This is a genomic window from Streptomyces saintjeani, assembly GCF_055409605.1.
Map to the genome: position 1 here is coordinate 9,249,628 of NZ_CP189624.1, position 23,128 is coordinate 9,272,755.

Annotated in this window: 20 protein-coding genes and 1 pseudogene; 7 read left to right on the forward strand and 14 right to left on the reverse strand. The window is 72.6% G+C overall.

Going from position 1 to position 23,128, the window contains the following annotated elements; all coding sequences use genetic code 11:
* Nucleotides 1-21: 21 nt before the first annotated feature.
* The 6 genes from ACQCO7_RS41470 to ACQCO7_RS41495 all read right to left on the reverse strand — a co-directional run bounded on the left by ACQCO7_RS41470 (nucleotide 22) and on the right by ACQCO7_RS41495 (nucleotide 7,569).
* Nucleotides 22-2,214: an FAD/NAD(P)-binding protein gene (locus ACQCO7_RS41470; RefSeq protein WP_464076678.1), complete on the reverse strand. Its 2,193-nt coding sequence runs from the start codon at nucleotides 2,212-2,214 to the stop codon at nucleotides 22-24.
* Between the two features lie 108 nt (nucleotides 2,215-2,322).
* Nucleotides 2,323-3,432, reverse strand: coding sequence for a pyridoxal-phosphate-dependent aminotransferase family protein (locus ACQCO7_RS41475; RefSeq protein WP_464076679.1), 1,110 nt, complete (start codon nucleotides 3,430-3,432; stop codon nucleotides 2,323-2,325).
* Between the two features lie 112 nt (nucleotides 3,433-3,544).
* Nucleotides 3,545-4,834: an amino acid kinase family protein gene (locus ACQCO7_RS41480; protein ID WP_464076680.1), complete on the reverse strand. Its 1,290-nt coding sequence runs from the start codon at nucleotides 4,832-4,834 to the stop codon at nucleotides 3,545-3,547.
* Nucleotides 4,831-5,478, reverse strand: a complete 648-nt coding sequence (locus tag ACQCO7_RS41485) for a dTMP kinase (protein WP_464076681.1) — start codon at nucleotides 5,476-5,478, stop codon at nucleotides 4,831-4,833. Before ACQCO7_RS41485 ends, ACQCO7_RS41480 begins: the two co-directional genes overlap by 4 nt.
* Before the next feature lie 19 nt (nucleotides 5,479-5,497).
* Nucleotides 5,498-6,490 (reverse strand): nucleotidyltransferase family protein, encoded by a 993-nt coding sequence (locus tag ACQCO7_RS41490; protein ID WP_464076682.1) that lies wholly within the window; start codon nucleotides 6,488-6,490, stop codon nucleotides 5,498-5,500.
* Nucleotides 6,487-7,569 carry a zinc-dependent alcohol dehydrogenase gene (locus tag ACQCO7_RS41495; RefSeq protein ID WP_464076683.1) on the reverse strand — a complete coding sequence of 361 codons (1,083 nt, stop codon included), beginning with the start codon at nucleotides 7,567-7,569 and terminating at the stop codon, nucleotides 6,487-6,489. Before ACQCO7_RS41495 ends, ACQCO7_RS41490 begins: the two co-directional genes overlap by 4 nt.
* Nucleotides 7,570-8,057: 488 nt before the next feature.
* Between ACQCO7_RS41495 and ACQCO7_RS41500 the strand changes: the two genes are divergently transcribed.
* Nucleotides 8,058-8,924 carry an isocitrate lyase/phosphoenolpyruvate mutase family protein gene (locus ACQCO7_RS41500; protein ID WP_464076684.1) on the forward strand — a complete coding sequence of 289 codons (867 nt, stop codon included), beginning with the start codon at nucleotides 8,058-8,060 and terminating at the stop codon, nucleotides 8,922-8,924.
* 69 nt (nucleotides 8,925-8,993) lie between these two features.
* Here the strand turns inward: ACQCO7_RS41500 and ACQCO7_RS41505 are convergent, their stop codons facing one another.
* Nucleotides 8,994-9,974, reverse strand: a complete 981-nt coding sequence (locus tag ACQCO7_RS41505) for a LysR family transcriptional regulator (RefSeq protein ID WP_464076685.1) — start codon at nucleotides 9,972-9,974, stop codon at nucleotides 8,994-8,996.
* 87 nt (nucleotides 9,975-10,061) lie between these two features.
* Here ACQCO7_RS41505 and ACQCO7_RS41510 point away from each other — a divergent pair, with 87 nt between their 5' ends.
* Nucleotides 10,062-11,285: an MFS transporter gene (locus ACQCO7_RS41510; RefSeq protein ID WP_464076686.1), complete on the forward strand. Its 1,224-nt coding sequence runs from the start codon at nucleotides 10,062-10,064 to the stop codon at nucleotides 11,283-11,285.
* A 40-nt stretch (nucleotides 11,286-11,325) separates the two neighbouring features.
* A complete protein-coding gene (phzG, locus tag ACQCO7_RS41515; RefSeq protein ID WP_464076687.1) occupies nucleotides 11,326-11,973 on the forward strand; it encodes a phenazine biosynthesis FMN-dependent oxidase PhzG in 648 nt (215 codons plus the stop codon).
* Between the two features lie 70 nt (nucleotides 11,974-12,043).
* Here phzG and ACQCO7_RS41520 read toward each other — a convergent pair whose 3' ends face one another.
* Together ACQCO7_RS41520 and ACQCO7_RS41525 are read right to left on the reverse strand one after the other, a co-directional pair.
* Nucleotides 12,044-12,688 (reverse strand): response regulator, encoded by a 645-nt coding sequence (locus tag ACQCO7_RS41520; protein ID WP_464076688.1) that lies wholly within the window; start codon nucleotides 12,686-12,688, stop codon nucleotides 12,044-12,046.
* The gene (locus ACQCO7_RS41525; protein WP_464076689.1) at nucleotides 12,676-13,863 is read right to left on the reverse strand and encodes a sensor histidine kinase; all 1,188 of its coding nucleotides are present in this window, start codon (nucleotides 13,861-13,863) and stop codon (nucleotides 12,676-12,678) included. Before ACQCO7_RS41525 ends, ACQCO7_RS41520 begins: the two co-directional genes overlap by 13 nt.
* Nucleotides 13,864-14,048: 185 nt before the next feature.
* Between ACQCO7_RS41525 and ACQCO7_RS41530 the strand changes: the two genes are divergently transcribed.
* Entirely contained in the window at nucleotides 14,049-14,576 is a 528-nt protein-coding gene (locus ACQCO7_RS41530) for a helix-turn-helix domain-containing protein (RefSeq protein ID WP_464076690.1), read from the forward strand.
* Here the strand turns inward: ACQCO7_RS41530 and ACQCO7_RS41535 are convergent.
* The 4 genes from ACQCO7_RS41535 to ACQCO7_RS41550 form a co-directional block, all read right to left on the reverse strand.
* A complete protein-coding gene (locus tag ACQCO7_RS41535; RefSeq protein ID WP_464076691.1) occupies nucleotides 14,545-14,913 on the reverse strand; it encodes a GatB/YqeY domain-containing protein in 369 nt (122 codons plus the stop codon). The genes ACQCO7_RS41530 and ACQCO7_RS41535 overlap by 32 nt on opposite strands.
* 185 nt (nucleotides 14,914-15,098) lie before the next feature.
* Nucleotides 15,099-15,863 (reverse strand): hypothetical protein, encoded by a 765-nt coding sequence (locus tag ACQCO7_RS41540; RefSeq protein ID WP_464076692.1) that lies wholly within the window; start codon nucleotides 15,861-15,863, stop codon nucleotides 15,099-15,101.
* A 197-nt stretch (nucleotides 15,864-16,060) separates the two neighbouring features.
* The gene (locus tag ACQCO7_RS41545) at nucleotides 16,061-16,819 is read right to left on the reverse strand and encodes an SDR family NAD(P)-dependent oxidoreductase (RefSeq protein WP_464076693.1); all 759 of its coding nucleotides are present in this window, start codon (nucleotides 16,817-16,819) and stop codon (nucleotides 16,061-16,063) included.
* A gap of 74 nt (nucleotides 16,820-16,893) precedes the next feature.
* A complete protein-coding gene (locus tag ACQCO7_RS41550) occupies nucleotides 16,894-17,880 on the reverse strand; it encodes a Rieske 2Fe-2S domain-containing protein (protein WP_464076694.1) in 987 nt (328 codons plus the stop codon).
* Nucleotides 17,881-18,042: 162 nt separating this feature from the next.
* Here ACQCO7_RS41550 and ACQCO7_RS41555 point away from each other — a divergent pair, with 162 nt between their 5' ends.
* Together ACQCO7_RS41555 and ACQCO7_RS41560 are read left to right on the forward strand one after the other, a co-directional pair.
* Nucleotides 18,043-18,330: a hypothetical protein gene (locus ACQCO7_RS41555; RefSeq protein WP_464076695.1), complete on the forward strand. Its 288-nt coding sequence runs from the start codon at nucleotides 18,043-18,045 to the stop codon at nucleotides 18,328-18,330.
* A 357-nt stretch (nucleotides 18,331-18,687) separates the two neighbouring features.
* Nucleotides 18,688-20,343 carry an L-lactate permease gene (locus ACQCO7_RS41560; RefSeq protein WP_464077425.1) on the forward strand — a complete coding sequence of 552 codons (1,656 nt, stop codon included), beginning with the start codon at nucleotides 18,688-18,690 and terminating at the stop codon, nucleotides 20,341-20,343.
* Nucleotides 20,344-20,423: 80 nt separating this feature from the next.
* Here the strand turns inward: ACQCO7_RS41560 and ACQCO7_RS41565 are convergent.
* Nucleotides 20,424-20,968, reverse strand: a pseudogene (locus ACQCO7_RS41565) (quinone oxidoreductase family protein); the annotation flags it as partial.
* 294 nt (nucleotides 20,969-21,262) lie between these two features.
* On the opposite strand from ACQCO7_RS41565, the gene ACQCO7_RS41570 reads away from it, so the two are divergent.
* Complete coding sequence (locus tag ACQCO7_RS41570) at nucleotides 21,263-23,095, forward strand: APC family permease (protein WP_464076696.1); 1,833 nt, start codon at nucleotides 21,263-21,265, stop codon at nucleotides 23,093-23,095.
* Nucleotides 23,096-23,128: the final 33 nt, after the last annotated feature.

A 23,128-nucleotide genomic window follows, 5' to 3' on the forward strand; every position in this document is an offset into this window, starting at 1 on the left:
CCCGTCACGGGCGAGGCGGCGTCAGGCGCTCGCGGGGACCGGCGCGTCCTGCACGCGGGGCCAGAACTCCCGCACCCAGCGCAGCACGTCCTGCATCACATGGTGGTTGCGGTTCGGACGCAGCGCGCCGAGCTGGAAGAACATCACGCCCTCGCTCGGCGGACCGAGGAACGTCAGCCGGGCGTCCGCCGTACCGTCCCCGCGCACCGGGTGGAAGTCCGCCGTCAGCTCAAGCCCGCCCGGACCGAAGTCCGGCGCCCCGCCCTGGCCCGGGTTCACCCACTTGTGGACCAGACCGTGCCGCAGCAGCGCCGGATACACCGGCCGTACGTCGTTCTCCGCGTCGAACGGGTGCACCCGCGAGTCCACCAGCACGTCCAGCTCCACGTCCGCGCCGGTCGTCGGACCCTGCACCCGGAACCGGCCGGTCGCCGCGTCCGTCGTGAGGTCGGCGCCGGGGCCCACCGACACGTCGACCAGGCCCGCGCGGATCGCCGCCCGCACCTTCTCCATGACCTCCAGGGCCGCACCGTTGCACAGCCGGTTGTGGTGGCGCATGTACACGTCCAGGAAGTTCTGGTGCGAGGCCGCCGTCAGACCGCCGAAGTCCACCGCGTACGCCAGCGTGTCGCGCAGGTCGCGCCAGACGCCGTCGGCCGCCGCCTTCGCCGGGTTCGTCAGGTTGTCCTGCGCCGCCCAGCGGTGGTCCACGTCCAGGAAGTCGAGGAGCGCCGCCCGGTACCCCTCGCCGTCCAGGTGCCCGTCGCGCGGGATCGGCCACAGGGTCCGCTCCCACGAGAACCGGTTGTCCGCCGCGTACGTGCCGTGCCGGTACGGCGACGGCGTCACCGCCACCGCCCGCGCGAACCGGGCCCGGTCGGTGAGACCCGCGAGCCGCGCGCCCGAGTCCGGGCCGAACACGACCTCCAGGTAGCGCGCCAGCAGGCCCTTCGGCAACTCGGCCTCCCCGCCGCGCAGTACGGCGTCCAGCGCCTTCGCCACCGGGTCGACGTACCGCTCGACCGCGCCCGACAGCCGGGCCACCGCGTCGGCGGACGACGCACCCGCGCCCGCGTCCGCGAGGAACGCCTCGTACTCGGGGCGCACCGCCGCCTCCAGCGCGGCCCCGAACTCCGGCCCGAACAGCGTCCGGTAGTACAGCGCCGCCATCTCCAGCACCACGACCGGCAGCACCTGCCGCTCGAAGTCCAGCTGCACGCGCGCCAGTCCGCCGATCGTCACCGGCGTCCCGCCCTGCGACACCCGCAGCGCGTCCACCGCCGCCTCCGTCAGGAACACACCCCGGTGCTCCAGCGCGTCCAGGTCGCGTTCCTTCGCGTTGTACGGCCGCGCGAACGTGAACAGGCCCGAGCGGCTGAACACCGCGATCGACGCCGGCTCGTCGCCCGACGGGACGTACAGCAGCTGGCCGTCACCCCGGTCGACGTACTTCCCGCCCCGGCCCTCCGTCAGGTGCAGGATGATGTCGATGCTGGTCAGGCCCATGCCGAGGCAGCCGACCACCGAACCCGGGCCGGTCGACGCCTCCGGGATGTGCAGCTCCATCGGGTACGCGGACGGCACGAACACCGCGCCGTGCTTCTTCGCGAACGCGTTCCACTTCGCCTGCTTCGGGTAGCGGTCCGGGTCGTTCCACGAGTGGCCGGTGACCATCAGGACGCTGTCCACGTCGTACGAGGCGTCCGCCGCGTTCGTGACGACGGTGAGCCGGTCGCCGCCCTCGGCGGACTCGTGGATGTCGACGACCTCCGCGTGGTGCAGGTCGACCTTCACGCCCGCCGAGCGCAGCAGCCTGAGGTACGTCTCGAACTGGTCCTGGAGCGCCTGGCCGTGGACGTAGCGCTTCGGCCAGTCCTCCGCGCTCACGTCGTACAGCGGGTCGCCGGTCGCCCGGAAGCGTTCGTGGCACCACTCCAGGAGCGTGGGGCGCAGTTCGGCCGGGAGCAGCGGGCCGGCCTCCTCGACCGTCTCGTCCGCCGCGAACGACACCTGGCCGACGATGCGGTTCAGGAAGCTCGTCGCCGGCTGCTCGGGGCTGTGCACCTGGCCGGCTCCGAACTGGCCCGACGCGTCGAAGATGTGGATGGCCAGCGGGATCTGGCCGTCGGCCGCCTGGGCGAGGGCGGCGAGGCGTTCCAGGGCGTAGGTGCAGCTGGGGCCCGCGCCGACGATGGCTAGGGAGACGAAGGGCATGGTGAACCTCCGGGTGGGGGGAATGGGGGAGTGGGGGTGGCCGTGCGGGTGGGGGACGGCGGCCAGGGTCAGGAGCAGGGACTGAACGGGGTCAGGGCTTGAGCGGGGTCAGGGCTTGAGCTTTTCGACCGCGCGGTCGAACGCCGCCAGGAAGCCCGTCACGTCCGACTCCGTGAGCTGGCCCATGTTCGCCACCCGGAACACGCCCGGGAGCTGCTCCTGGGTGGCGTAGATGACGTAGCCCTCCGCTTTGATCGTGTCGTGCAGGTCCGCGTACGCGATGCCGTGCGGGATGTACACGTTCGTGCAGGAGTTCGCGCGGTGCTCCGGGGGGAGCAGGAACTCGCAGCCCCGCTCCGTCAGGCCCGCGCGGATCAGCTCCGCGAGGTGCAGGTACCGCTTGCCCCGCTCCACCGTGCCCTCCTCGATCGAGCGGTCCAGGGCCACCTCGAACGCGGTCAGCACCTGGACCGCCGGGGTGAACGCCGGGACTCCCTTGCCCTCCTGCGACGACCAGTTGCTGTACAGGTCCAGGTAGAAGCCCCGTGCGGGTACGTCCTTCAGCTCCTCGAAACGGTCCCTGCGGCCCGCGACGAAGCTCACGCCGGGCAGGCCCTCCAGGCACTTGTTCGCCGTCGCCACGACCCAGTCGACGTGGTCCTCCACCAGGTCGAAGCGTTCCGAACCCAGGCTGCTGATCGCGTCCACCGCGAGCCGGCGGCCGTGCCTCGCCACGATCTCGCCGATCTCCCGCACGGGGTTCAGCTGCCCCGTGCTCGTCTCGTGCTGCACGAGTCCGACGTGCGTGAGGCTCGGGTCCTGCGCGAGCGTGCGGTCCAGGGTCTCCAGGTCGATCGGGTTCGTCCAGCCGAACTCCAGGCGCTGGTGCGGGACGCCGTTCGCGCTGACGATCCGCCACAGGCGCTCGCCGTAGTGGCCGTTGTCCAGGATCAGGATGCGGCCGGTGGGCGGGACGATCGAGGCGAACGCGGCTTCCAGGGCGGCTGTGCCGGAGCCGGTGACGATGGCGGCGGTGTGCTCTTCGGGGGTCCCGCCGGAGATCCGCACGGCCTTGCGCCGGGCACGGGCCAGCAGGGCGAGGGGTTCGGACTCGCGGTGGCACTGGTCGGGGGCGGTCATGCCGGCGCGGACGTCGGGGTGGACGTTGACGGGGCCGGGGTTGAGGAGGGTGAGTTGGGGGAGGGTGGTGGTGGACATGGGGGTGCCTTTCTGGGGGGAAGCGGGGGAGGGATGCTCGTCGGGCGGGCGTGGGGCGAGCCCGGGGAGCGGGGGCGGGCGCCGGCTTTGGCCTGTGCACCCGCCCGGAGGTCTACGTGCTCGCGTCTGCCGGGGTGCGGCGGGCGATCAGGGTGTGGGGGAGCGTCGAAGGCCAGGCGGCGATCGGTTCGAAAAGGTGCGTGAGCGTCGGCGCGTCCGGGTCGCCCCGCATGATCAGGCACTCGCCGCCCCGCCGGGCGTGGCTCGTGAGGGCGCGGAGTTTGCCGTGCATGGCGTCGCTGGTGTCCCAGCTCGCGGACTCCCACACCAGGTCGTGCGCGGTGCCGGGGGCGTCGGGGTCGACGAAGGGGACCACCTCCGTGCCGGCGGGACCGTCCGCCAGGACCCCGGAGACGTTCGTCAGCGTGACGATCCTGACCCGGCCGAAACCGGCGTCCAGGAGGAGCCCGGGGACGTGGTCGCTGCCGAGGATGCGCAGGCGTCCGTCCGCCGCGAGGACACAGTCCCCGGAGAGTACGGGTACGGCGTCGGCGTCCAGCAGCTTGCGCAGGACCGTCCGGTCCGCCTCGACCTCCTCACCCGTACCGGCGCCGACGGTCCGGGGGTCGGCGTCACCGACCCGCCCCGCCGGCCGCCGGTCCCAGGCGAGCGCGGCCACCTGCAACGGCATCGCGGTGACCCCGGCGTCCCGCAGGGCACTCACCCAGGCCCACTTCACCGCGAAGGTCGCCCGGGTCAGCTCCAGCGCGGTGAACGGGTCATCGGCCCGCAGCTCCCGCACGGCCCCGTGCCCGAACGCCCCGCCCCCGGCCACGAACACCACCCGCCCGGGACGCTCCCGCACCAGGCCGGCGATCTGCCGCGCGTACCCGGCAAGAGCGACCGTGTCGATCCCGTCGTCGGCCCGCTTGTCGGAGACGAGACTCCCCCCGACCTTGAGGACGAGGAGATCGGGCCCGGCGGAATCGGACGGGGCGGTGTGGAGCGCCTCGGCTCGGGAGGGCCGGGCCGCACCGGGCGCTTCGGCCGGGCCCGGCCGGGTGGCGGCGGGGGCGGGCCGGGGCGCACCGGGCTTCTCGTCTCCGCCGGGGTGGGCCGAGCCGGGGGCGGGGCGGAACCTATCAGACACCCCGGGCGGGCCCGATCGGGCGCGGGGCGCCTCGGCCGAGGCGGGGCGAGGCGTGCCGAGGGCCGCGGGCGAGCTTCGTCGGGACGCGCCGGGCGCCTCGGCCGAGCCGGAGGTGTCGAACCCGCCGTCCGCGCGGGAGTCGGACGTGTCGTGCCGGCCGTCAGTACCGGAGCCGAACGTGCCGAGCCGGCCGTCCGTGCCGGAGGCGCTCGCGTACGGCGCCCCCTCGCCCCCCGCCCGTACCCCGCTCACCGCGTCACCTCGGCGGGAGACGCCGCCAGTCCCGCCGTCTCGCGGACGATCTCCGCGACCTCCTCGACCGGCCGGTCCGCGTCCACCGTCCGCCACCCGAACCGCTGCGCCCAGTCGTCCAGCACCCGCCGCACCCGGCTCTGGTGGGCGATGAACGACTCGCGGGAGCACAGGGGGTCGCCCCCGCACTCGTACGGCAGGATCTCCTCCCCCCGCTTCCGCTCCCACGCCGTCTCCGGCGCGATCCGCAGGTAGAGGACCTGGTCGCAGGCGGGGAGCCCGGCGCCCACCGACTCCACCCACGCCCGGTCGAGACCGTGCACCACCTCGACCGCCGCGTGCTTCATCCAGTAACCGTCGAGGAGGGTGACCGTGCCCGGCGAGGGTGCGGGGTCCCGGCCCTGGAGGGCCATGCAGGACGACCAGAGGAAGAAGAGGAACCGGGCGGGGTTGGGCATCTCGGCGGCGGCGGTCCGGCCCAACTGGACGTCGGGGCGCAGGAGCCGGGCGGACGGATAGTGCTGGGGCTCGGCGACGATGTCCCAGCGGTCGGAGCGCCGTACGGGACCGGCGGAGCCGGCCGTGAGGAGCCGCGTGACGGTGGACTTGCCCGCACCGTCGGACCCGACGAGGGCGATGAGCATGGGGGGACTCCTAGGAAGGTCAGGCCGTCAGGCGGGCGGTGAGCCCGGGTACGGCGGCCGGTCCGTCGGCGAACGGCGACGGCGTGGAGCCGGGGAACACGAGGGAGACGAGGCGCGGCACGGCGTCCAGCGCGGGCCACAGTCCGGGCCGGGAGACGAGCGCCTCGGTGAGCGCCCAGTCCGCGGCGGTGAGGCGCGCGGACAGCAGCGCGACGTCGAGCAGTTTGGCCAGCGGAAGGAATCCGCCGTCCGGCTCCCCGTCCAGCAGCGCACGGGCCGGCGCACTCAACTGTGCCCACAGGTCGATGAGTTGATCGACGGGATGCAACTCCCGCGCGGGGGACCCGCAGCGCACGGAACTCCGCGACCGCTCCAGCACGTCGGCCATCGGCACCTCGGGCAGCCCGAGCGGCGCCTCGGGCAGGACGGTGCACAGGTCGACGTAGAGCTCGGGCACTTCGGGCCGCAGCCCGGCCTTGCGGTACGGCAGGAACTCCCCGTCGTCCCCTCGCTGAGAGCCGTCGCCGGCGCCGCCGTACGGCACGACCCGGTCCGCGTCGACGGCCAACTCCCCCTGCACATAACCGAGTCGGGTGAGCGCGGCATGTGCGGGGCCGGTGTCCTCGGGGTGCAGCGCGAGGTCGAGGTCACCGATGCGCCGGGCGCCGGGATCGCCGTACACACCCTCGGCGAGCATGAACCCCTTGCGGAGCGCGTACCGGACCTGATGGGACGTCAACTCACGCTGTACGGCGCCGAATTCGTCGGCCAGGGCGAGGTTGCGGGTGCGGTTGGCGACGTACGCGGAGGTCAGCACCCAGGCGTGGGGGAGGGCGCCGGCGCCGCGGTCGAGGTGGTGGCGGTGGACGTGCCGGCCGATCAGCGGGAGCAGCTTGTGGCGGGCGGCGGACTCCAGGAACGCGGCGGCGTCGAGGTCCGGGTCGCCGGCGAGGGTACGGACGCGGTCCGGGTCGGGGGTGAGGTCGGCCAGCGCGAGCAGCAGGGCGTTCACGCGGCGCCCCCGATCCGCAGCATCACCTTGCCGGTGGCCGCCGCCGGCGGGCGGTCGAGCACGGACATGGCCTCCTCGATGTCGTCGAGCGGGAAGTGGTGGGTGACCAGCGGGAGCGGGTCGAGGGTGCCGTCCGCGAGCCAGGAGATGACCTGGCGGAAGTCGTCGGGCACGGACAGCGAGGAGAACAGCACCCGGGCCTCGCGCCCGACGAGCGCGTTGAGGTCGGTGAGGACGGGCCCCTCGAAGTAGCTGACGACGACGACCGTCCCACCGGGCCGTACGGCGGCGACCGCCTGGTCGAGGACGCCGGGGTACCCGGCCGAGACGAACACCACCTCCGGCCGCTCACCGCCGAGTTGACGGGCAATCAGCTCGCCGACCTCGGCGGGTGGCGGGGAATAGGTCCGGGCGTCGACGTACCCCGCCGCGCCCGCCGCCTCGGCGAGCCGGGCCTTCGCGGGCCCGGCGTCCACGCAGACGGCCGGGCCGAACCCGAGCCGCCGGGCGGCCAGCAGGCAGCTCAGCCCGATCGTGCCGGACCCGAGGACGGCGACGCTGCGCCCGGCGCCCGCACCGGCGAGGCGCACCGCGTGCAGCCCGATGGACAGCGGTTCCACCAGCGCGCCCGCGACCGGGTCGGTGCCCGGCGGGAGGCGGTGGGTCATGTTGCGGCGCAGCAGGACGTACTGGGCGAAGGAGCCCTGCCAGCCCTCGTGGCTGAGGTTGCGGCGGTCCGTGCACAGGTGGGGGGAGCCGCGCCGGCACTCGGCGCAGGTGTCGCACGGGGAGAACGCCGCCGAGCAGACCAGGTCGCCGGCCGTGAACTCCCCGTCGTCCGCGCCGGGTCCGCCGCCCACGCGCGTCACCTCGCCGCAGAACTCGTGCCCCAGGACGACGGGCGCCACCTTGTAGGGGTGGGTGCCCCGCCAGGCGGCGAGGTCGGAGCCGCAGATGCCGGACGCCAGGACGCGGACCAGGAGTTCACCGGGGCCGGGCTCGGGCACGTCGAGCCGGGCGTGCGGGTCGAGGACGCGCGGCGCGGTCAGCAGTCCGGCGCGCATGGTGGGGGTGTTCATACGGGTTCAGCTCCCGGTGTGGATACGGGCGGCGACACGGAAGAGACGGACTCGATTCGCTGATGCAACGCATCGGTGGGGGGATCGGGTCGGTGTCGCGCTGAGTTCAATGATCTTGACTTGGGGTGACGCCTGTCAATGACGAACGGGCGTTCTTCAGGATTTCCGAAGATCCTCGCCAACGACTGCCGCGACGGGGAAGGATACGAAAGGTGTCCGGAAGGATGCCGGAAGACAAACTCCGAGTGAGAAAAATCCGGCATCCCAGGCGAAGTCCCTGAAAAACCAGGGGACATGACGGGCCGACGGGCGGTACGGCACCCCGCAGCACGCGGGGGCGCCGGACCCGCCGTACGGCATCGGAGCGGATTCCCCCCACCCGTTCCGCCCGCCCCGGACGCAAGCCGAACACGCCTCGGGCACCCTGCTCCCGCACCGGGCCGCAGTGTGCGCATTGCCTTGGCGAATCACTGACAGAAGGTGTTCCCATGTCCCTGAAGCCCCCCTCAGCCCCCTCTTTCCGGTCCCTCCTGCGGCCCGGCCGGGCCCTGCGGGTGGCCGGCGCGCACAGCGCGCTCGGCGCCGTCCTCGCGGAGCAGGAGGGGTTCGACGCGATCTGGTCGTCGAGCCTGGAGATCTCGGCGTCCCGCTGCCTCCCGGACGCCAGCATCCTGACGATGACGGAGTACCTGGAGGCCGCCGCCCACATGCAGAAGGCGCTCGGCGTCCCGGTCGTCGCGGACGCCGACACCGGCTACGGCAACAACCTCAACGTGGCCCACATGGTCCACGAGTTCGAGGACCGGGGGATCACCGCCGTCGCCATCGAGGACAAGCTCTTCCCGAAGATCAACAGCTTCGCCGACGGCGACCAGACCCTCCTGTCGACCGAGGCGTTCGTCGCGAAGATCGAGACCGCCAAGAAGGCCCAGCGCGACGACGAGTTCTTCGTCATCGCCCGCACCGAGGCGCTCATCAACGGCCTCGGCGTCGATGTCGCGCTGGACCGCGCCCACGCCTACGCCGACGGCGGCGCCGACGCCGTCCTCATCCACTCCAAGAAGAGCACCAACACCGAGGTCGTCGAGTTCGTCAAGCGCTGGGAGGGCCGCCTCCCGGTGGTCGTCGTCCCGACCACCTACCCGGACTGGAACATCGCCGAGGCCGAGGCGATGGGCGTCCAGGTGGTGATCTACGCCAACCAGGGCATGCGGGCCACCATCTCCTCCCTGCGGGAGACCTACCGCTCCATCCGCGACGCCGGGGACACCGTCGCGCTGGAGCCGAAGATCGCCTCCGTGGCCGACATCTTCGCGCTCCAGCGGCTCAAGGAGTGGCAGCAGCTCGGCGCCTGATCCCCGAGTCGGTCCGGCGTCCGAACAATGCGGAACAGATGTCCGTTCGGGCATATTCGGACGCCGTACTCAGGCGGCGTGATCGCGCCGGATTTCTTTTGCGGAATTCCGCAGGTTTTCCGTATCCGGCAATTTGTCGAGCGACGGCACCGACTGATTCTTCGCGAGCGTCGCGGTCAGCGCCCGGAAGGTCTGGACACTGGGACTGTCGTCGTCACCGCGCCGGGCCAGCACACAGTTTTCCCAGGGCGCGCCGAGTATCGGCACGTACGCCGTTCCCGGCCAGGAGTGATAATGCGTGAACGATTCCACAGTGGTGGCCACCCCCGCCCCGCCCGCGACCGAGCGCAGGGCGTCGTACGGCGTGCGCACCACCGCGGGCGCGCCCTGCCTGGCCGGCGTCCCCCCGCGCGCGGGCGCGAAGTAGAAGTAGTCCGCGAACTCCCGGGGCACCCCGGTGACCGGCAGGAACGGCTCGTCCAGCACCTCGTCGAGCGGGACCCCCTCGGCGTGCGCGTCCGCCAGCCGCGAGGTGGTGGGGACGATCGCGACCCGGGACTCGGTCGTCAGCACGTCGTACCGGATCCGCTCGTCCGTGGGCGCCGGCCGGATGAAGGCGACGTCCACCACCCCGTCCAGCAACGCCGACCGGTGCTCCTGGAAGTCGAGCTGGACGACCGACAGCGGGACGTTCGGGCGCAGGTGCTGGAAAGCGGACAGCGCGGAGGAGGTCAGCTCCCCCGCGCCGTGACTCATCACCCCCACCCGCAGCCGCCCGGTGCGCGAACCGCCCGGCTCCGTCAGATCGGCGAGGTCCTGGCGGGCCGCGTCGAGGGCGCCGAGGAGATGGCGGGCGTGGCGCAGCAGGCGCTGTCCCGCGGGAGTGAGCGAGACGGGCGTGCGGTGGAGTAACTGTACTCCGAAATCGGCCTCCAACTGCTTGATGTGCAGAGTGACCGACGGCGGGGAGAGGTAGAGCTTCTTGGCGGCCTTGCCGAAATGCGCTTCCTCTGCGACTGCCACGAAAGAATTCAGGCGTCGAAGATCCATGTCCGGGATATTAAAGCTTCAAGTTGCATACAACAAGCAGAGCATCGGTGATGGTGGGCCAAAAAATTGGAAAGGGCGGTAATAACCTTGCATACGCCAAGGGTTCGCGAGAAACAGCGGCCGACGGATACCGCTCAATGGCGCAGGGCGGCGCTCACTCTCGTCGCGATCGGCTGGACCGCCAACGAGTTCACCGTCCTCCTCGACGTCTACCGCCGGCTGCTCGGCCTCCCCCAGAGCATCGTCGTCGGCGCGTTCGTCGTGTACGTCCTCGGCATCGTGCCCGGCATCCTGCTCGGCGGCCCGGTCACCGACCGCCTCGGCCGCAAGCGCGTCGTGGTCGCCGCCATCGCCGCCTCCGGCCTCTCCTCCCTGACCCTGATGGCGGGCTCCGAGGTCACCGCGCTGCTCTTCGCGGGCCGGATGCTCGCCGGACTCGCCATCGGCGCCGCGATGACCTCCGTCGCCGTCTGGGCCCGCGAACTCCACGACCGGGCGGGCGAGGCGGGCGACCCGGACCGGCCCGCCCGCCTCTCCAGCCTCTGCCTGTCCGCCGGATTCGCCCTCAGTGGCCTGTCCTCCGCGCTCATCGCGCAGTGGCTGCCGTACCCGCTGCTCCTCGCCTACCTCCCCCAACTCGCCCTGACCGCCCTCGCGTTGGCCGCCGTCGCCCGCCTCCCGGAGACAGCGGGACCCCGCGGCGCCCGCACCGCACAGCGCGGCCCACGGCCCGCCGGGAGCGTGCGCCCGTTCCTGCGGTACGTCGTCCCGCTCGCCCCCTGGGTCTTCGCCGCGCCCACCATCGGCTACGTCGTTCTGCCCCACCTCGTCGCCGGCGCGGTCGGCGAACACGCCCTGCTCTACGGCGGGCTGGCGATCCTCGTCACCCCCGGCGGCGGCGTCCTCATGACACCGCTGGCCCGCAGACTGGCCGCCCGTAACCCGCTCGCGCCCGCGATCGCCGGGATGACGACGATCGCCGCCGGACTCGCCGCCGGGAGCTGGGCCGTACGGCACGAGGACCCGTACGCCGCGCTCGGCGCCTCCGCCGTCCTCGGCTGCGGATACGGGCTGTGCGCCGTGTACGGGCTCACCCAGACCGCCCGGCTCGCGAGCCCCGACCGGCTCGCCGTCCTCACCGCCGTCTACTGGGCCCTCGCCTACACCGGGTTCGCCGCGCCCTTCGTCTTCGAGCTCCTCAACCGCGACCTGCCCGCCCCCGCCATCCTGCTCACCCTCGCCTCGCTGACCTTCGTGAGCCTGCTCCCGATGATCGGCGACGCCGCCCGCCGCCCCGGTCGGGCAGGATGATCCGTACGACGATCCGCCACGCGCAAGGAGCACCCCCCACGTGACCACCTCCCCCCGCACCCAGTCGCTCAGCGGCGCCACCGACCTCGACCTCCCCGAGTTCGACACCCCGCCCGCCGACCCGCTCCCCCTGCTCCTCGACTGGCTGGACAGCGCCGTCGAACGCGAGGTCCGCGAGCCGTACGCCGCCGTCCTCGCCACCGCCGACGCCGACGGCCGCCCCTCCACCCGCGTCCTGCTCGTCAAGGACGCCGACGCCTCCGGGCTCGTCTTCACCAGCTTCACCGGCAGCCGCAAGGGCGTCGAACTCGCCGCCCGCCCCTGGGCCTCCCTCACCTTCTACTGGCGCGAGACCCTCCAGCAGCTCACCGTCACCGGCCCCGTCGAGCAGGTCGGCGCCGCCGAGTCCGACGACCTCTTCGCCCGCCGCCCCCTCGCCGCCCGCGCCACCACCGCCGTCTCCCGCCAGAGCCGCCCCCTCACCGACGAGCACGCCCTGCGCGCCCGGGCGAAGTCCCTGGTCGCCGCCGACGCGGACGTCCCCCGCCCCGCCGAGTGGACCGGCTACCGCCTCGTCCCCACGGCGATCGAGTTCTGGTACGGCAGCCCCGACCGCCTCCACCGCCGCCTGCGCTACGACCGCCCCGGCACCGACGGCACGTGGACGCACGAACGCCTCCAGCCCTGAGAGCCCGCGCTCCGAGCCGGCCGATGGTCCGAAGGGGCCGCGCGACACCGGGACGCGCGGCCCCGGCCCGCTACGCGACGCCGAGGAACCGCAGCACCGCCAGCACCCGCCGATGGTCCGCGTCCGCCCTCGGCAGGTCCAGCTTCGCGAAGATGCTGTTGATGTGCTTGGCCACGGCACTCTCGCTGACCACCAACTCCCCGGCGATCCCCGCGTTGGAGCGTCCGCCGGCCATCAGCTCCAGCACCTCGCGCTCACGCGGCGTGAGCCGGTCGAGGGGATCGCTGTGCCGCCGTACGAGGAGCTGGGACACGACCTGGGGGTCCAGCGCGGTGCCCCCGGCGGCTACTTCGCGCACCGTCCCGGCGAACTCCTCGACGTCCGCGACACGTTGCTTGAGGAGATATCCGATTCCCGTCGTGTGCGCGGAGAGCAGGTCCGCCGCGTACCGCTCCTCCACGTACTGCGACAGCAGCAGGACGGCGGTCCCCGGCCACCGGCGTTTGATCTCCAGCGCGGCCCGCACCCCCTCGTCGGTGAAGCCGGGCGGCATCCGGACGTCCACCACCGCGATGTCGGGCCGGTGCTCCTCGACCGCGCCCAACAGCCCTTCGGCGTCGCCGGCTTCGGCGGCCACCTCGAACCCCGCCAGCTCCAGGACCTTGACGATCCCGATCCGCAGCAGCACCGAGTCCTCGGCGATCACGGCACGCACGGCAGCTCCACGGTCAGAACGGTCGGCCCCCCGACAGGGCTGTCGAGGGACAGCCTCCCATCCACCGCCGCGACCCGCTTGACCAGCCCCGCAAGGCCGCTCCCGGCCCCCACCCGCGCCCCGCCCACCCCGTCGTCGCTGACGACGACCAGCAGCGTCGGCCCGAACCGCTCCACCGACACCTCGGCCCGCGACGCCTCCGCGTGCTTCACCACGTTCGTCAGCGCCTCGGAGACGACGAAGTAGGCGACGGACTCGGCGGTCGCCGACGGCCGCGACGGCAGCTCCACCCGCACCCGCACCGGGACCGGCGCCCGCCCGGCGAGCCCCGACAGCGCCGCGTCGAGCCCCCGGTCCTCCAGCACGGCCGGATGCAACCCCCGTACCAGCGCGCCGAGTTCCTCGATCGCCTCCTTCGCCTCCCGGTGCGCCTCGGCCAGCACCCGCCGCGCCTCCGGCGGCAGTTCGGTGAGCGTCGCCTTCGCGATCCCGAGGTTCACGGCGAGCGACACCAGCCGCTGCTGCGCCCCGTCGTGCAAGTCCCGCTCGATACGCCGCCGTTCGGCGTCCACGGCGTCCACCAGACCCGCCCGGCTCTCGGCCAGCGTGCTCACCCGGTGCGCCAACCGCGCCTCGCGGCCCGGCCCGAGACGCGCCGAGGCGATCCGCCCGTCCAGCCGGGCCAGCGCACCCGACGACCAGGCCGTGCCGTACAGCAGGGCGAGCCCGGCGGCGGTGATGTACGCGCCCTGCACGGTGTAACCGGCGTCCGCCAGACGCCAGCTCGGGGGTACGGCCCAGATCCACACGTAGAAGCCGGCCGCGACCCCGGCCGCGCCCCACGCCAGCAGGACGAGCGTCGCCGCGAGCGTCAGCAGCGGACCGGCCAGCAGGTGGTAGGCCAACTCCCGTCGTCCGGCGCGTCCTTCGGGGATCTCCACGCCCAGCCGCGTCCGCAGCCGCGTGCGCTGAGCCCTCGTCAGCACCGGCCCGGCGTACACCACCGCCGCGACCGGCACGGCCACCGCGAGGAGCACCGCCCACAGCGCCGTCGGGTCGAAGAAGATCCACGGCAGGCCCAGCGTCAGCAGGACGCCGAGGTGGATGAGCAGACCCGTGACATGGAACGCGGCCGAAGCCGGGACGAACGGGCGCAGACGAGCGGTGAGGTGCATGCCGTAACCGTAGAACCCGAGGTCAGGGGCGGTCCATGAAGGCAGCGACCGCTTCCGGGGTGGTACTGGTGCCACCCCCCGGGCCGAACGGGCACGCCGACGGGAAGCTCCCGAAATCCGGCGTTCGCCTGGTCTCCTGATGTGCAACATCGATTCCTGTCGGTGGACAGCTTCCGGGAGGCCCCTTGACGACCGACCCCGGCCCCACCGACCCGCAGGAAGCCGACCCGTACGAACACACCGCCGTCCGCCCCGACCGCGAGGTCGACCCCGGTGCGGCGGCGCAGGCGCTCGGGCTGGAGGCCGTCATCGGGCGCCAGGTCAGGCAGTACCGTACGGCCGCCGGGCTGTCGATCGCCGAGATGGCGGCCCGCGTCGGCCTCTCCAAGGCGATGCTCTCGAAGATCGAGAACGCGCAGACCTCGTGCAGCGTCACGACGCTGGGCCGCCTGGCCAACGGCCTCGGCATCCCCGTGACCGCCCTGTTCCGCGGCCTCGACGCCGACCGCGAGGCGGTGTACGTCCCGGCGGGCCACGGCGCGCGCATCGTCCGCCGGGGCAGCCGAGTCGGCCACGGCGAATCCGCCTGCACCCTGCGCCCGGGCGACGCCCTCCGACTCGACGGCGAGGGCCCGCACGGCCCGCGGGAACTCGTGACGCTCCCCGTTCGTTTCCTCTCCGTCACGGCGTTCGGGGACCACCACCCGCAGTAGGTTCCAGGAACCGCAGCAACACCCGAGCCTCGGCGCGCAGCCGCTCCGCGTGCGCGGTCCCCTCCACCTGCCCCGCCGCCCCGAGCCGCTCGTCGACCTCACCGCGCACGATCCGTACGACGTCCCCCTCACCCAGCACCCGCCGCTCAGCCTCCGTCGCCCCGACCCCCACCGGCACCGCCTCGATCGCCTGCCCCCGCAACGCCCCCGCGTCCACCGGCACGGCCTCCGCGTTGTCGAGCGCGGCCAGCGTGGCCCGCAGCGCGCTCACCGCGACCTTGTCGCGCGCACGCATGGCATCGGGAAGAGCCTGCCGGAGAAGATCACGAAGAGACATGCCCGGACCCTACGAGCCCTCCCGGGGCCTCACAACCGGATTGACGCTCCTGTCGCGTGTGTACGCGTCGAGAGCGGCGGTCGCGGAGCGGGGCGGCACTGCTGGCCAAGACGGTCCGTAAGGGAGCCGGCCGCCACTGGGACAACTCCGGGACTCCAGGCCCGGACGCCCGCGCATCCGGACACTCACACGCCGAAGAACTCCGTGAGCCCCCGCGCCGAATCCGCCGCCACGGTCACGTTCGCCACGCCCACCACCAGCACGGCCACCGCGAGGACCGTACCGAGCCCGCCGAACGCCCCCAGCAGACGCCGCGCCCGCCGATCACCGGCCCCCGCGAACCGCCTCCACAACACCACGCTCACGGCGGCCAACCCCACCGCCACAACCCCGGCGATCACCGCCATCGACACGTGATACCGGGCGTTGTCGCTGATCATCTCCGCGAGCGCCGGCGAGGGCGAGGCACCGTCCGGGTCCGCCGCCAACTGCGCCCGGACCTGCTCCAACGTCCCGCCCAACTCCCCGCCCCGCGTCCCGACCGGCAACATCGTCAACGCGGAGGTGAACGGCGCGACAGCGCCCTGCACATTGGCAGCCGCGACGACGAGAGACAGCAGCCCGACCCCGGTGACACCGACCCCGGCGACCGCGAGCCCACCCCTCCGTACCCCCGCACTCCGCAGAAACGCCCGCCACACCACCACCCCGAGCGCGACCGACACCCCCAACAACGCCAACGCGATGAACGCCTTGGCCACATGGAACCGGAACCAGTACTCGACGACACCCCCCATCCCCGACGAGTAGTCCCCGCTCCCGGCGGCCCAGTACCGAACAAACCCCTCCTTCACGGCCCCCACAAGCGCCCGTTGATCGGAGAACCCACTCTGCGACCCGTCGTCGGCGAGCAGATGCGGCCCGAAGTACACGCCGGGAACAAGGAACACGGTGAGAGGCACGAGCACACGAGCCCGCAGCGGACCGGACGACGAGGGCACTACGGCGTTACTGGACAAGGCACTTCCTAGGGCATGGGAGGACAACGCCCCTCACCCTGCCGCACCCGCCCCCCTCGATCACTACGGCCGGCCACCCACTCGTACCGGGGGTCTGCCCTACCTCCGGGAGCCGACGGACACCCCGGTCACCACCCCGGCCGAGCACTCACACCCCCGTCCACCGGAAGGTCCACCCCCGTGATCCAGGACGCCGCGTCGGACGCGAGGAACACGCACGCCGCCCCGATGTCGGCGGGACTGCCGAGGCGGCGCAGGGGAGCCGCCGTGTGCCAGCGGTCGACCCCCTCCGGCCAGGAGTCCGTGAGGCCGGGGCGGTCGATGAGGCCGGGGGAGACGGTGTTGACGCGGATGCCGAGGGGGCCGTACTCCAGGGAGGCCGCGCGGGCGTGCATGATCAGGGCCGCTTTGGAGACGCTGTAGTGGGTGTGGCCGGGGGAGGGGCGGGTGCCCTCGATGGAGGCGATGTGGATGATGCTGCCGCCCCCTTGCCCCACCATCACCGCCGCCGCCTCCTGCGTGCAGGCGAACACGCTGGTGACGTTGGCCTGTTGCAGCTCCTGCCACTCGGCGACGGTCAGTTCCGCGAGCCCCTTCACCGGCTGGATCCCCGCGTTGTTGACGAGCACGTCCAACCGCCCCCGCCACTCCACCGCCTCCCCGACGACCCGCCGGCACTCCTCCTCGCGCGTGAGATCCCCGCTCACCATCACCGCGTCCCCGATCTCCCGAGCCAACTCCCCGGCGACCGCCACGGCTTGACGGCAGTGCAGCACCACCGACGCCCCCGCACCGGCGAGTTGACGGGCGATGCCCTGCCCGATGCCACCACTGGCCCCGGTGACGAGGGCGATACGGCCGGCCAGCGGCCCGGACGTGTCGGTCACGGCGTCCCCTTCCTCACGACGAGTCGAGGTCCCCATACTGGTACGCCGACTCCGATCCGGTCCGCACCCCTGGCTCAGACCGGCGGATAGAACTGCGCGTACCACCGCCGCAACGCCCGTATCCCCTGCTCGTGCGGCAGCAGCACCGGCCGCGCCAGATGCACCTTGTGATCCCAGATCCGCACCTCGTCCCGCACCTCGCCCAGCGCCTGCGTACGGAACACCAGCTTCAACAGCGGCGTCAGGAAAGGGAGTCGGCGCGGCTTGCGCACGTAGTACAGCATCCGCAGCTCACTGGTCCGCTCGTCGACGGGCGTGCTCAGCGCGATGGCCGTCAGCGACAGCACCGGCCCTTCCGTACGGACGACCATGACCCCCGGCCCGTACATGAACGCGTCGAAGGTGTTGTCGATGTCCCACCGCAGCACCCGCCGCCCGATCCGCCCCCGCGCCTGCGCGAACGGCCCGTCCTCCGTCCACTCCTGCGCCAGCGGCTCGGGCTGGCCGTGGATGAAGTGGAAGTGCGACTCGTCGACGATGTTCTCCCGCATCTCCTGCACATGGACGCGGGCCCGGCAGGTGTCCTCGACCGGCGCCGCGTACCCCCGGTCGAGGGTCTCCGGAATCCCCGGCACCTCCCACTCGGGCTCGCCCGGCCCGACGTACACGAACACCAGCCCGCTGTGCTCCCGCACGGGAAACCCGCCGAGCGCCACCTTCGGCACCCGCACCGCGAACGGCGCCTGGACACACCGCCCGTCCACCCCGAACCGCCATCCGTGGAACGGGCACTCCACCGTCCCCTCCACGACCTTCCCGCCCGCCCCCAGATGCGCCCCGTAGTGCGGACAGTGCGCGTCCAGCACCGCCGCCCGCCCGTCCTCCCCGCGGAACGCGATCAACGCCCGCCCGAAGTAGTGCAGACTCGCCACCCGCCCGGCCCGTAACTCCCCGCTGCGCGCCACCGCGTACCACCCGTACGGCACGCTCGGCATCGGATAGGCGTCCGCCCGGGGATCGCGCGGAAGCTGGGTCAGGTCGTCACCACGCCGTGATCGCATGCGGCGATGTTAACGGCCCAGGACCATTCAACTACCCCTGTGTGCAGGGGAGTTGGCAAAAACACGCACGCCGTGGCCTGTTGCCGAGGGTGACGGAAACGCTCCGCTGGGTAGGCTCCGCGCGACGGAATGACGACGCGACGACAGGAAGGGCGGACCCCCGTGACCGACGGCCCCCAGCGCGAGATGGCCACCGTCAGGATCCCCAAGGAGGCGATCGAACCCTTCGTCGCGGCCCTCCAGGTCGGCATGGCCGCCATGGTCGAGGACGCGGGCGGCCTGGAGTGGTACTACCCGATGGGCCAATGGGACCAGGAACACGTGGAGTTCGCCCTGGTCCCGGACGCGGACGAGGTCATGGTCCGCATGTCCTCGGACCGGGCCCACGCGATCGCGCTGCCGATGAGCACCTGGCACGAACTGATGGGGCAGGTGGCGCTGCCGGAGTGAGGAGACGGCGCCGGGGCGCGGGGAACAACGACCCGGCACCGGCGCGAACACCCTTACCTCCGCGACCGTTCGACGATCGCCCTCGCCAGGGACAGGACGCCCACGACGAACACGAACACGCTGCCGGCCGCCTGGACAACGGTGAACCGCGGCGGGACCGGCGTTGGCGCACTGGGGCACGATCGCTCTGCCGCGAGGTGCGGCGCTCGGGGACACGGCACTGGCGTGCGGCCAGAGCGCGGTCAACGCCCCTGACGGGCCATTCGGTCTGAGGGCGGCGCCATTGACGGACCTGGACACGTGTCCTACAAGTTTACGAACCGGAACATCGCGTCACTGCCGCACCAGGAGGCCCGCATGTACCGCCAGGTCCTCGACCCGCTGGCCGGATCGCTGTACTGGTCCGCGCTCCTCGCCGCGCTACCGCTGCTCACGCTGTTCGTCCTGCTCGGTGTCTTCCGCGTCCGCGCGCAGTTCGCGGCGCTGTCCGCGCTCGCCCTCGCGCTCGCGCTGGCCGTCCGGGTCTGGGACATGCCGGGTCCGCAGGCCCTGTCCGGCGCTGTCGAAGGCGCCTTCTACGGGCTGTTCCCCGTCCTGTGGATCCTCGTCAACGCCCTCTGGATCTACCGGATGACCGAGGTCACCGGCTGGTTCGCCGTTCTGCGCCGCTCCTTCCGCACCGTCTCCACCGACCAGCGCGTCCAGGGCATCCTCATCGCGTTCTGCTTCGGCGCGCTGATCGAGGCGCTCGCCGGGTTCGGCGCGCCCGTCGCCATCACGGCCGTGATGCTGGTCGCCGTCGGGATCGCCCCGCTGAAGGCGGCGACCGTGGCGCTGGTGGCGAACACCGCGCCGGTCGCCTTCGGCAGCATGGCCGTACCGCTCACCACCCTCGCCGGGGTGACGGGGCTGCCGCTGGACGACCTCGGCGCGATGGCGGGACGCCAGACGCCGCTCATCGCCGTGTTCGTACCGCTGGTGCTGGTGTTCCTGCTCGACGGGCGGCGCGGGGTGGGGGAGACGTGGCCGGTCGCGGCGGTCGCCGGGGTGACCTTCGCGATCGCCCAGTTCGCCGCCGCGAACTTCATCAGCGTCGAGGTGACGGACATCGTGGCGGGGGTGGTGGCGCTGGTGTCGGTGCTGGGGTTCCTGCGGGTGTGGCAGCCGGCGCTGGTGACGGTGGGCGGGGGGATCGACACGTACTCGGACGTGGATACGTACGGCGACGGCGGCACCCGGACCGGTGCCGCTCCCGGCAAGGACGAGCCCGCGAACGGCGGCGCGCTCATGGCCTTCGCGCCGTACCTCGTCATCGTCGCCCTCTTCGCCCTCACCCAACTCGGGCCCGTCAAGGACTGGTTGGCCGTGCACGGCGTCGTCACGTTCTCCTGGCCCGGGCTCGACGTCCAGACGCCCGCAGGGCAGCAGGCCGGAGCCGTCACCTTCAAGCTGGAGCACCTCAAGGCGGCCGGCACGATCCTGCTGATCGCCGGGCTCCTCACCATGGCCCTGTACCGGCTCGGCCCCGGCCGCGCGGTCAAGGCGTACGGCGCGACGCTCCACCAACTGCGCTGGACCGTCGTCACCGTCACCTCCGTCCTCGCGCTGGCCTGGGTGATGAACCTCTCCGGCCAGACCGCGACCCTCGGCACGGCCCTCGCCCAGACCGGCGCCGCGTTCGCGTTCTTCTCCCCGATCGTCGGCTGGCTCGGCGTCGCGGTCACCGGCTCCGACACGTCCTCCAACTCCCTCTTCGGCGTCCTCCAGGTGACGGCCGCCCACGAAACGGGCCTCGACCCCGTCCTGCTGGCCGCCGCGAACTCCACCGGCGGCGTCCTGGGCAAGATGCTCTCCCCCCAGAACCTCGCGGTGGCCGCCGCCTCCATCGGCATGGCCGGCAGCGAGAGCGTCATCTTCCGCAAGGTCCTGGGCTGGAGCCTGGGCCTCCTCGCCGGCTTCGCCCTGATCGTGTACCTCCAGTCGACACCGGTCCTGGACTGGATGACGGTGTGAGGCCGCGACCACAGATCCTCGCGACCTACCGGGAGCACGGTGTTCGTCGTCAGTGAGCGTCCCTGACGGACAGCACGGTCTTGCTCGACCCGCACCCCCGGGACGGGATCGCTCGGCAGGATCGAGACGACGACCCCGCCGGGCCGCAGTACGCGGGCGGAGAGGGCGGACGTCGTACCGCCCAGCGGGTCGAGGACGACGTCGATATCGGCGACGGCCCGCGTGAAGTCGACGGCGTGGTAGTCGATCACCTCGTCCGCGCCGATCTCGCGCAGGAACGCGTGCTTGCCCGCACCGGCCGTGCCGATCACGTACGCGCCCCGGGCCTTGGCGATCTGCACGGCGAGATGGCCGACGCCACCGGCCGCCGCGTGCACGAGAACCCGCTGTCCGGGCCGCAGGCCGGCGGTGTCGACGAGGGCCTGGTACGCCGTGAGCGCGGCGGCCTGCGCAAGCGGCAGTTCCCGCAGGAACGGCCCGCCGCCCGATGCTTCCAGTCGGTCGGATTCATCCCGGCCGCGTGCACGGCGACCAGGATCTCGCCGGGCTCTGGCTCCGGCCGGTCGACCTGTGTGAGTTCGAGTGCCTCGGGACCGCCGAAGACGGTCTGCCGTACGGCGTTCATCGTTGTGGTCATACCTCCAGCCTGCGCGAGTGCGCCCGCCGCCCAATGGCAGGAAGGCCGATATCCGATAGAAGGCTTCGGGACGGGACGTCACTGAGGCAGCACCTGCATACGGCGGTGGGGGTGTCGCCGCTGGCGTGCCGCAGGACGTTCCGGCCGGGCAGTGACCGCGTCGGCGCTATGAATCCGTCAAAGCGCCCACCCCCGGTGTGAAGAACGCGCTAGGAGCGATCGGAAACGATCAGATGCGGGCCGACCCTGAGTGCACCCGCCCGCACGAAGGAGCCCCCGGCCATGTCCGTCCTCACCCCCGTCGCTCCCACCGAGGAGGAGCCGCCCGACGCCGGTGAACGGCACCGCCTCACCGCCGTCACGGGCCTGGCCGCACTCTCGCTGGACGCGATGGCGTCGGTGGCGTACGGCCCCGAGGCGATCGTCCTCGTGCTGGCCGCCGCCGGTGCGCACGGGCTCGGCTTCACGCTGCCGGTGACGCTGGCGATCGCCGGTCTGCTGGCGGTGCTGGTCGCGTCGTACCGGCAGGTCATCGCGGCGTTCCCGGACGGCGGCGGCTCGTACGCGGTCGCGAAGGCGCACCTCGGACCGCGTACGAGCCTCGTCGCGGCGGCGTCCCTGGTCCTCGACTACGTCCTGAACGTGGCCGTCGCCGTCACGGCCGGAGTCGCCGCGCTGACCTCGGCGTTCCCCTCCCTGTACGGGGACCGGCTGTGGCTGTGCCTGGCGGTCCTGGCGCTGATCACGGCGGTGAACCTGCGCGGGATCGTCGAGTCGGCGAGGGCGTTCATCGTGCCGACCGTCGTGTTCGTCGGCTCGGTCTTCGTCGTGATCGGCGTCGGCCTGCTGCGCTCGGGACCGGTCAGCACGGCGACGGCGGACGGCCACGCGTCCGCCCTGTCCGGCAACGCCACGACGGTCGGCGCCCTGCTGTTGCTGAAGGCGTTCGCCTCCGGCTGCGCCGCGCTCACCGGCGTCGAGGCCATCGCGAACGCGGTCCCCTCCTTCCGCGTCCCCCGAGCCAAGCGGGCCCAGCACGCGGAAGTCGCCCTCGGCGCGGTGCTGGGCCTGATGCTGGTCGGCCTGTCGGTCCTGATCGGCCGCTTCCACCTCCAGCCGGTCCAGGGCGTCACGGTCCTCGCGCAGCTCGCGGACGCCTCCCTCGGCCACAACTGGGCCTTCTACGTCATCCAGTTCACGACGATGATCCTGCTCGCCCTCTCCGCGAACACCTCCTTCGGCGGCCTCCCCGTCCTGCTGAAACTCCTCGCCCGCGACAACTACGCCCCCCACGTCTTCGCCCTCAAGGCCGACCGCCAGGTCCACCGCCACGGCGTCCTCGCCCTCGCCGTCGTCTCGGCGGCCCTCCTGGTGTTCTCCGGCGGCGACACCAACACCCTCGTCCCCCTCTTCGCGATCGGCGTGTTCGTCGGCTTCACCGTCGCCCAGGTCGGCATGGTCCGGCACTGGCGCCGGGAACGCGGACCGGGCTGGACGGGAAAGGCCCTGCTGAACGGCTTCGGCGCCCTCCTCACCGGGGTCGCGACGGTCGTCGTGACGGCGGAGAAGTTCACGGCGGGAGCCTGGCTGATCGTCATCGCGCTTCCCCTGCTGGTGGCCGCCTTCGAAACGGTCCACCGCGCCTACGCAGCCATCGGCGAACGCCTCGGCCTCGGCCGCGTCCCCGAACCCCCGCACCGCGCACGCTCCCTGGTCGTCGTCCCCGTCTCCTCCCTCTCCCGCCTCACCTCCCAGGCCCTCACGGCGGCCACCTCCCTCGGCGACGAGGTCCGCGCGGTCACGGTCTCCTACCCCGACCCCGAGGACCGCGCGGCCCTCCACACCCTGGAACGCGCCTGGACCGACTGGAACCCCGGCGTCCCCCTCGTCCAGGTCCGCAGCGACCGGCGCAGCCTGGGCCGTCCCATCGCCGCCTACGTCCGCGAGGTCGCCGCCGCCGAACCGGGCACCCAGGTGACCGTCCTGATCCCGGAGACCGAACCCGAGCGCCTGTGGCAGCGGCTGCTCCAGAACCAGCGGGGCGCCGTCGTCGCCCACGCCGTACGACGGGAGACGGACGCGGTGATCTGCCGCCTCCGCTTCCGGCTGCCGTGACGCCGCCTCCTGGTTCGGCGGGAGTCCGTACGG

Bases quoted from the DNA above. Each gene is read 5' to 3' on its own strand.
- ACQCO7_RS41470 (WP_464076678.1), bottom strand. From the start codon at position 2,214: ATGCCCTTCGTCTCCCTAGCCATCGTCGGCGCGGGCCCCAGCTGCACC.
- ACQCO7_RS41475 (WP_464076679.1), bottom strand. From the start codon at position 3,432: ATGTCCACCACCACCCTCCCCCAACTCACCCTCCTCAACCCCGGCCCC.
- ACQCO7_RS41485 (WP_464076681.1), bottom strand. From the start codon at position 5,478: ATGCTCATCGCCCTCGTCGGGTCCGACGGTGCGGGCAAGTCCACCGTC.
- ACQCO7_RS41495 (WP_464076683.1), bottom strand. From the start codon at position 7,569: ATGAACACCCCCACCATGCGCGCCGGACTGCTGACCGCGCCGCGCGTC.
- ACQCO7_RS41500 (WP_464076684.1), top strand. From the start codon at position 8,058: ATGTCCCTGAAGCCCCCCTCAGCCCCCTCTTTCCGGTCCCTCCTGCGG.
- ACQCO7_RS41505 (WP_464076685.1), bottom strand. From the start codon at position 9,974: ATGGATCTTCGACGCCTGAATTCTTTCGTGGCAGTCGCAGAGGAAGCG.
- ACQCO7_RS41525 (WP_464076689.1), bottom strand. From the start codon at position 13,863: ATGCACCTCACCGCTCGTCTGCGCCCGTTCGTCCCGGCTTCGGCCGCG.
- ACQCO7_RS41535 (WP_464076691.1), bottom strand. From the start codon at position 14,913: ATGTCTCTTCGTGATCTTCTCCGGCAGGCTCTTCCCGATGCCATGCGT.
- ACQCO7_RS41550 (WP_464076694.1), bottom strand. From the start codon at position 17,880: ATGCGATCACGGCGTGGTGACGACCTGACCCAGCTTCCGCGCGATCCC.
- ACQCO7_RS41560 (WP_464077425.1), top strand. From the start codon at position 18,688: ATGTACCGCCAGGTCCTCGACCCGCTGGCCGGATCGCTGTACTGGTCC.
- ACQCO7_RS41570 (WP_464076696.1), top strand. From the start codon at position 21,263: ATGTCCGTCCTCACCCCCGTCGCTCCCACCGAGGAGGAGCCGCCCGAC.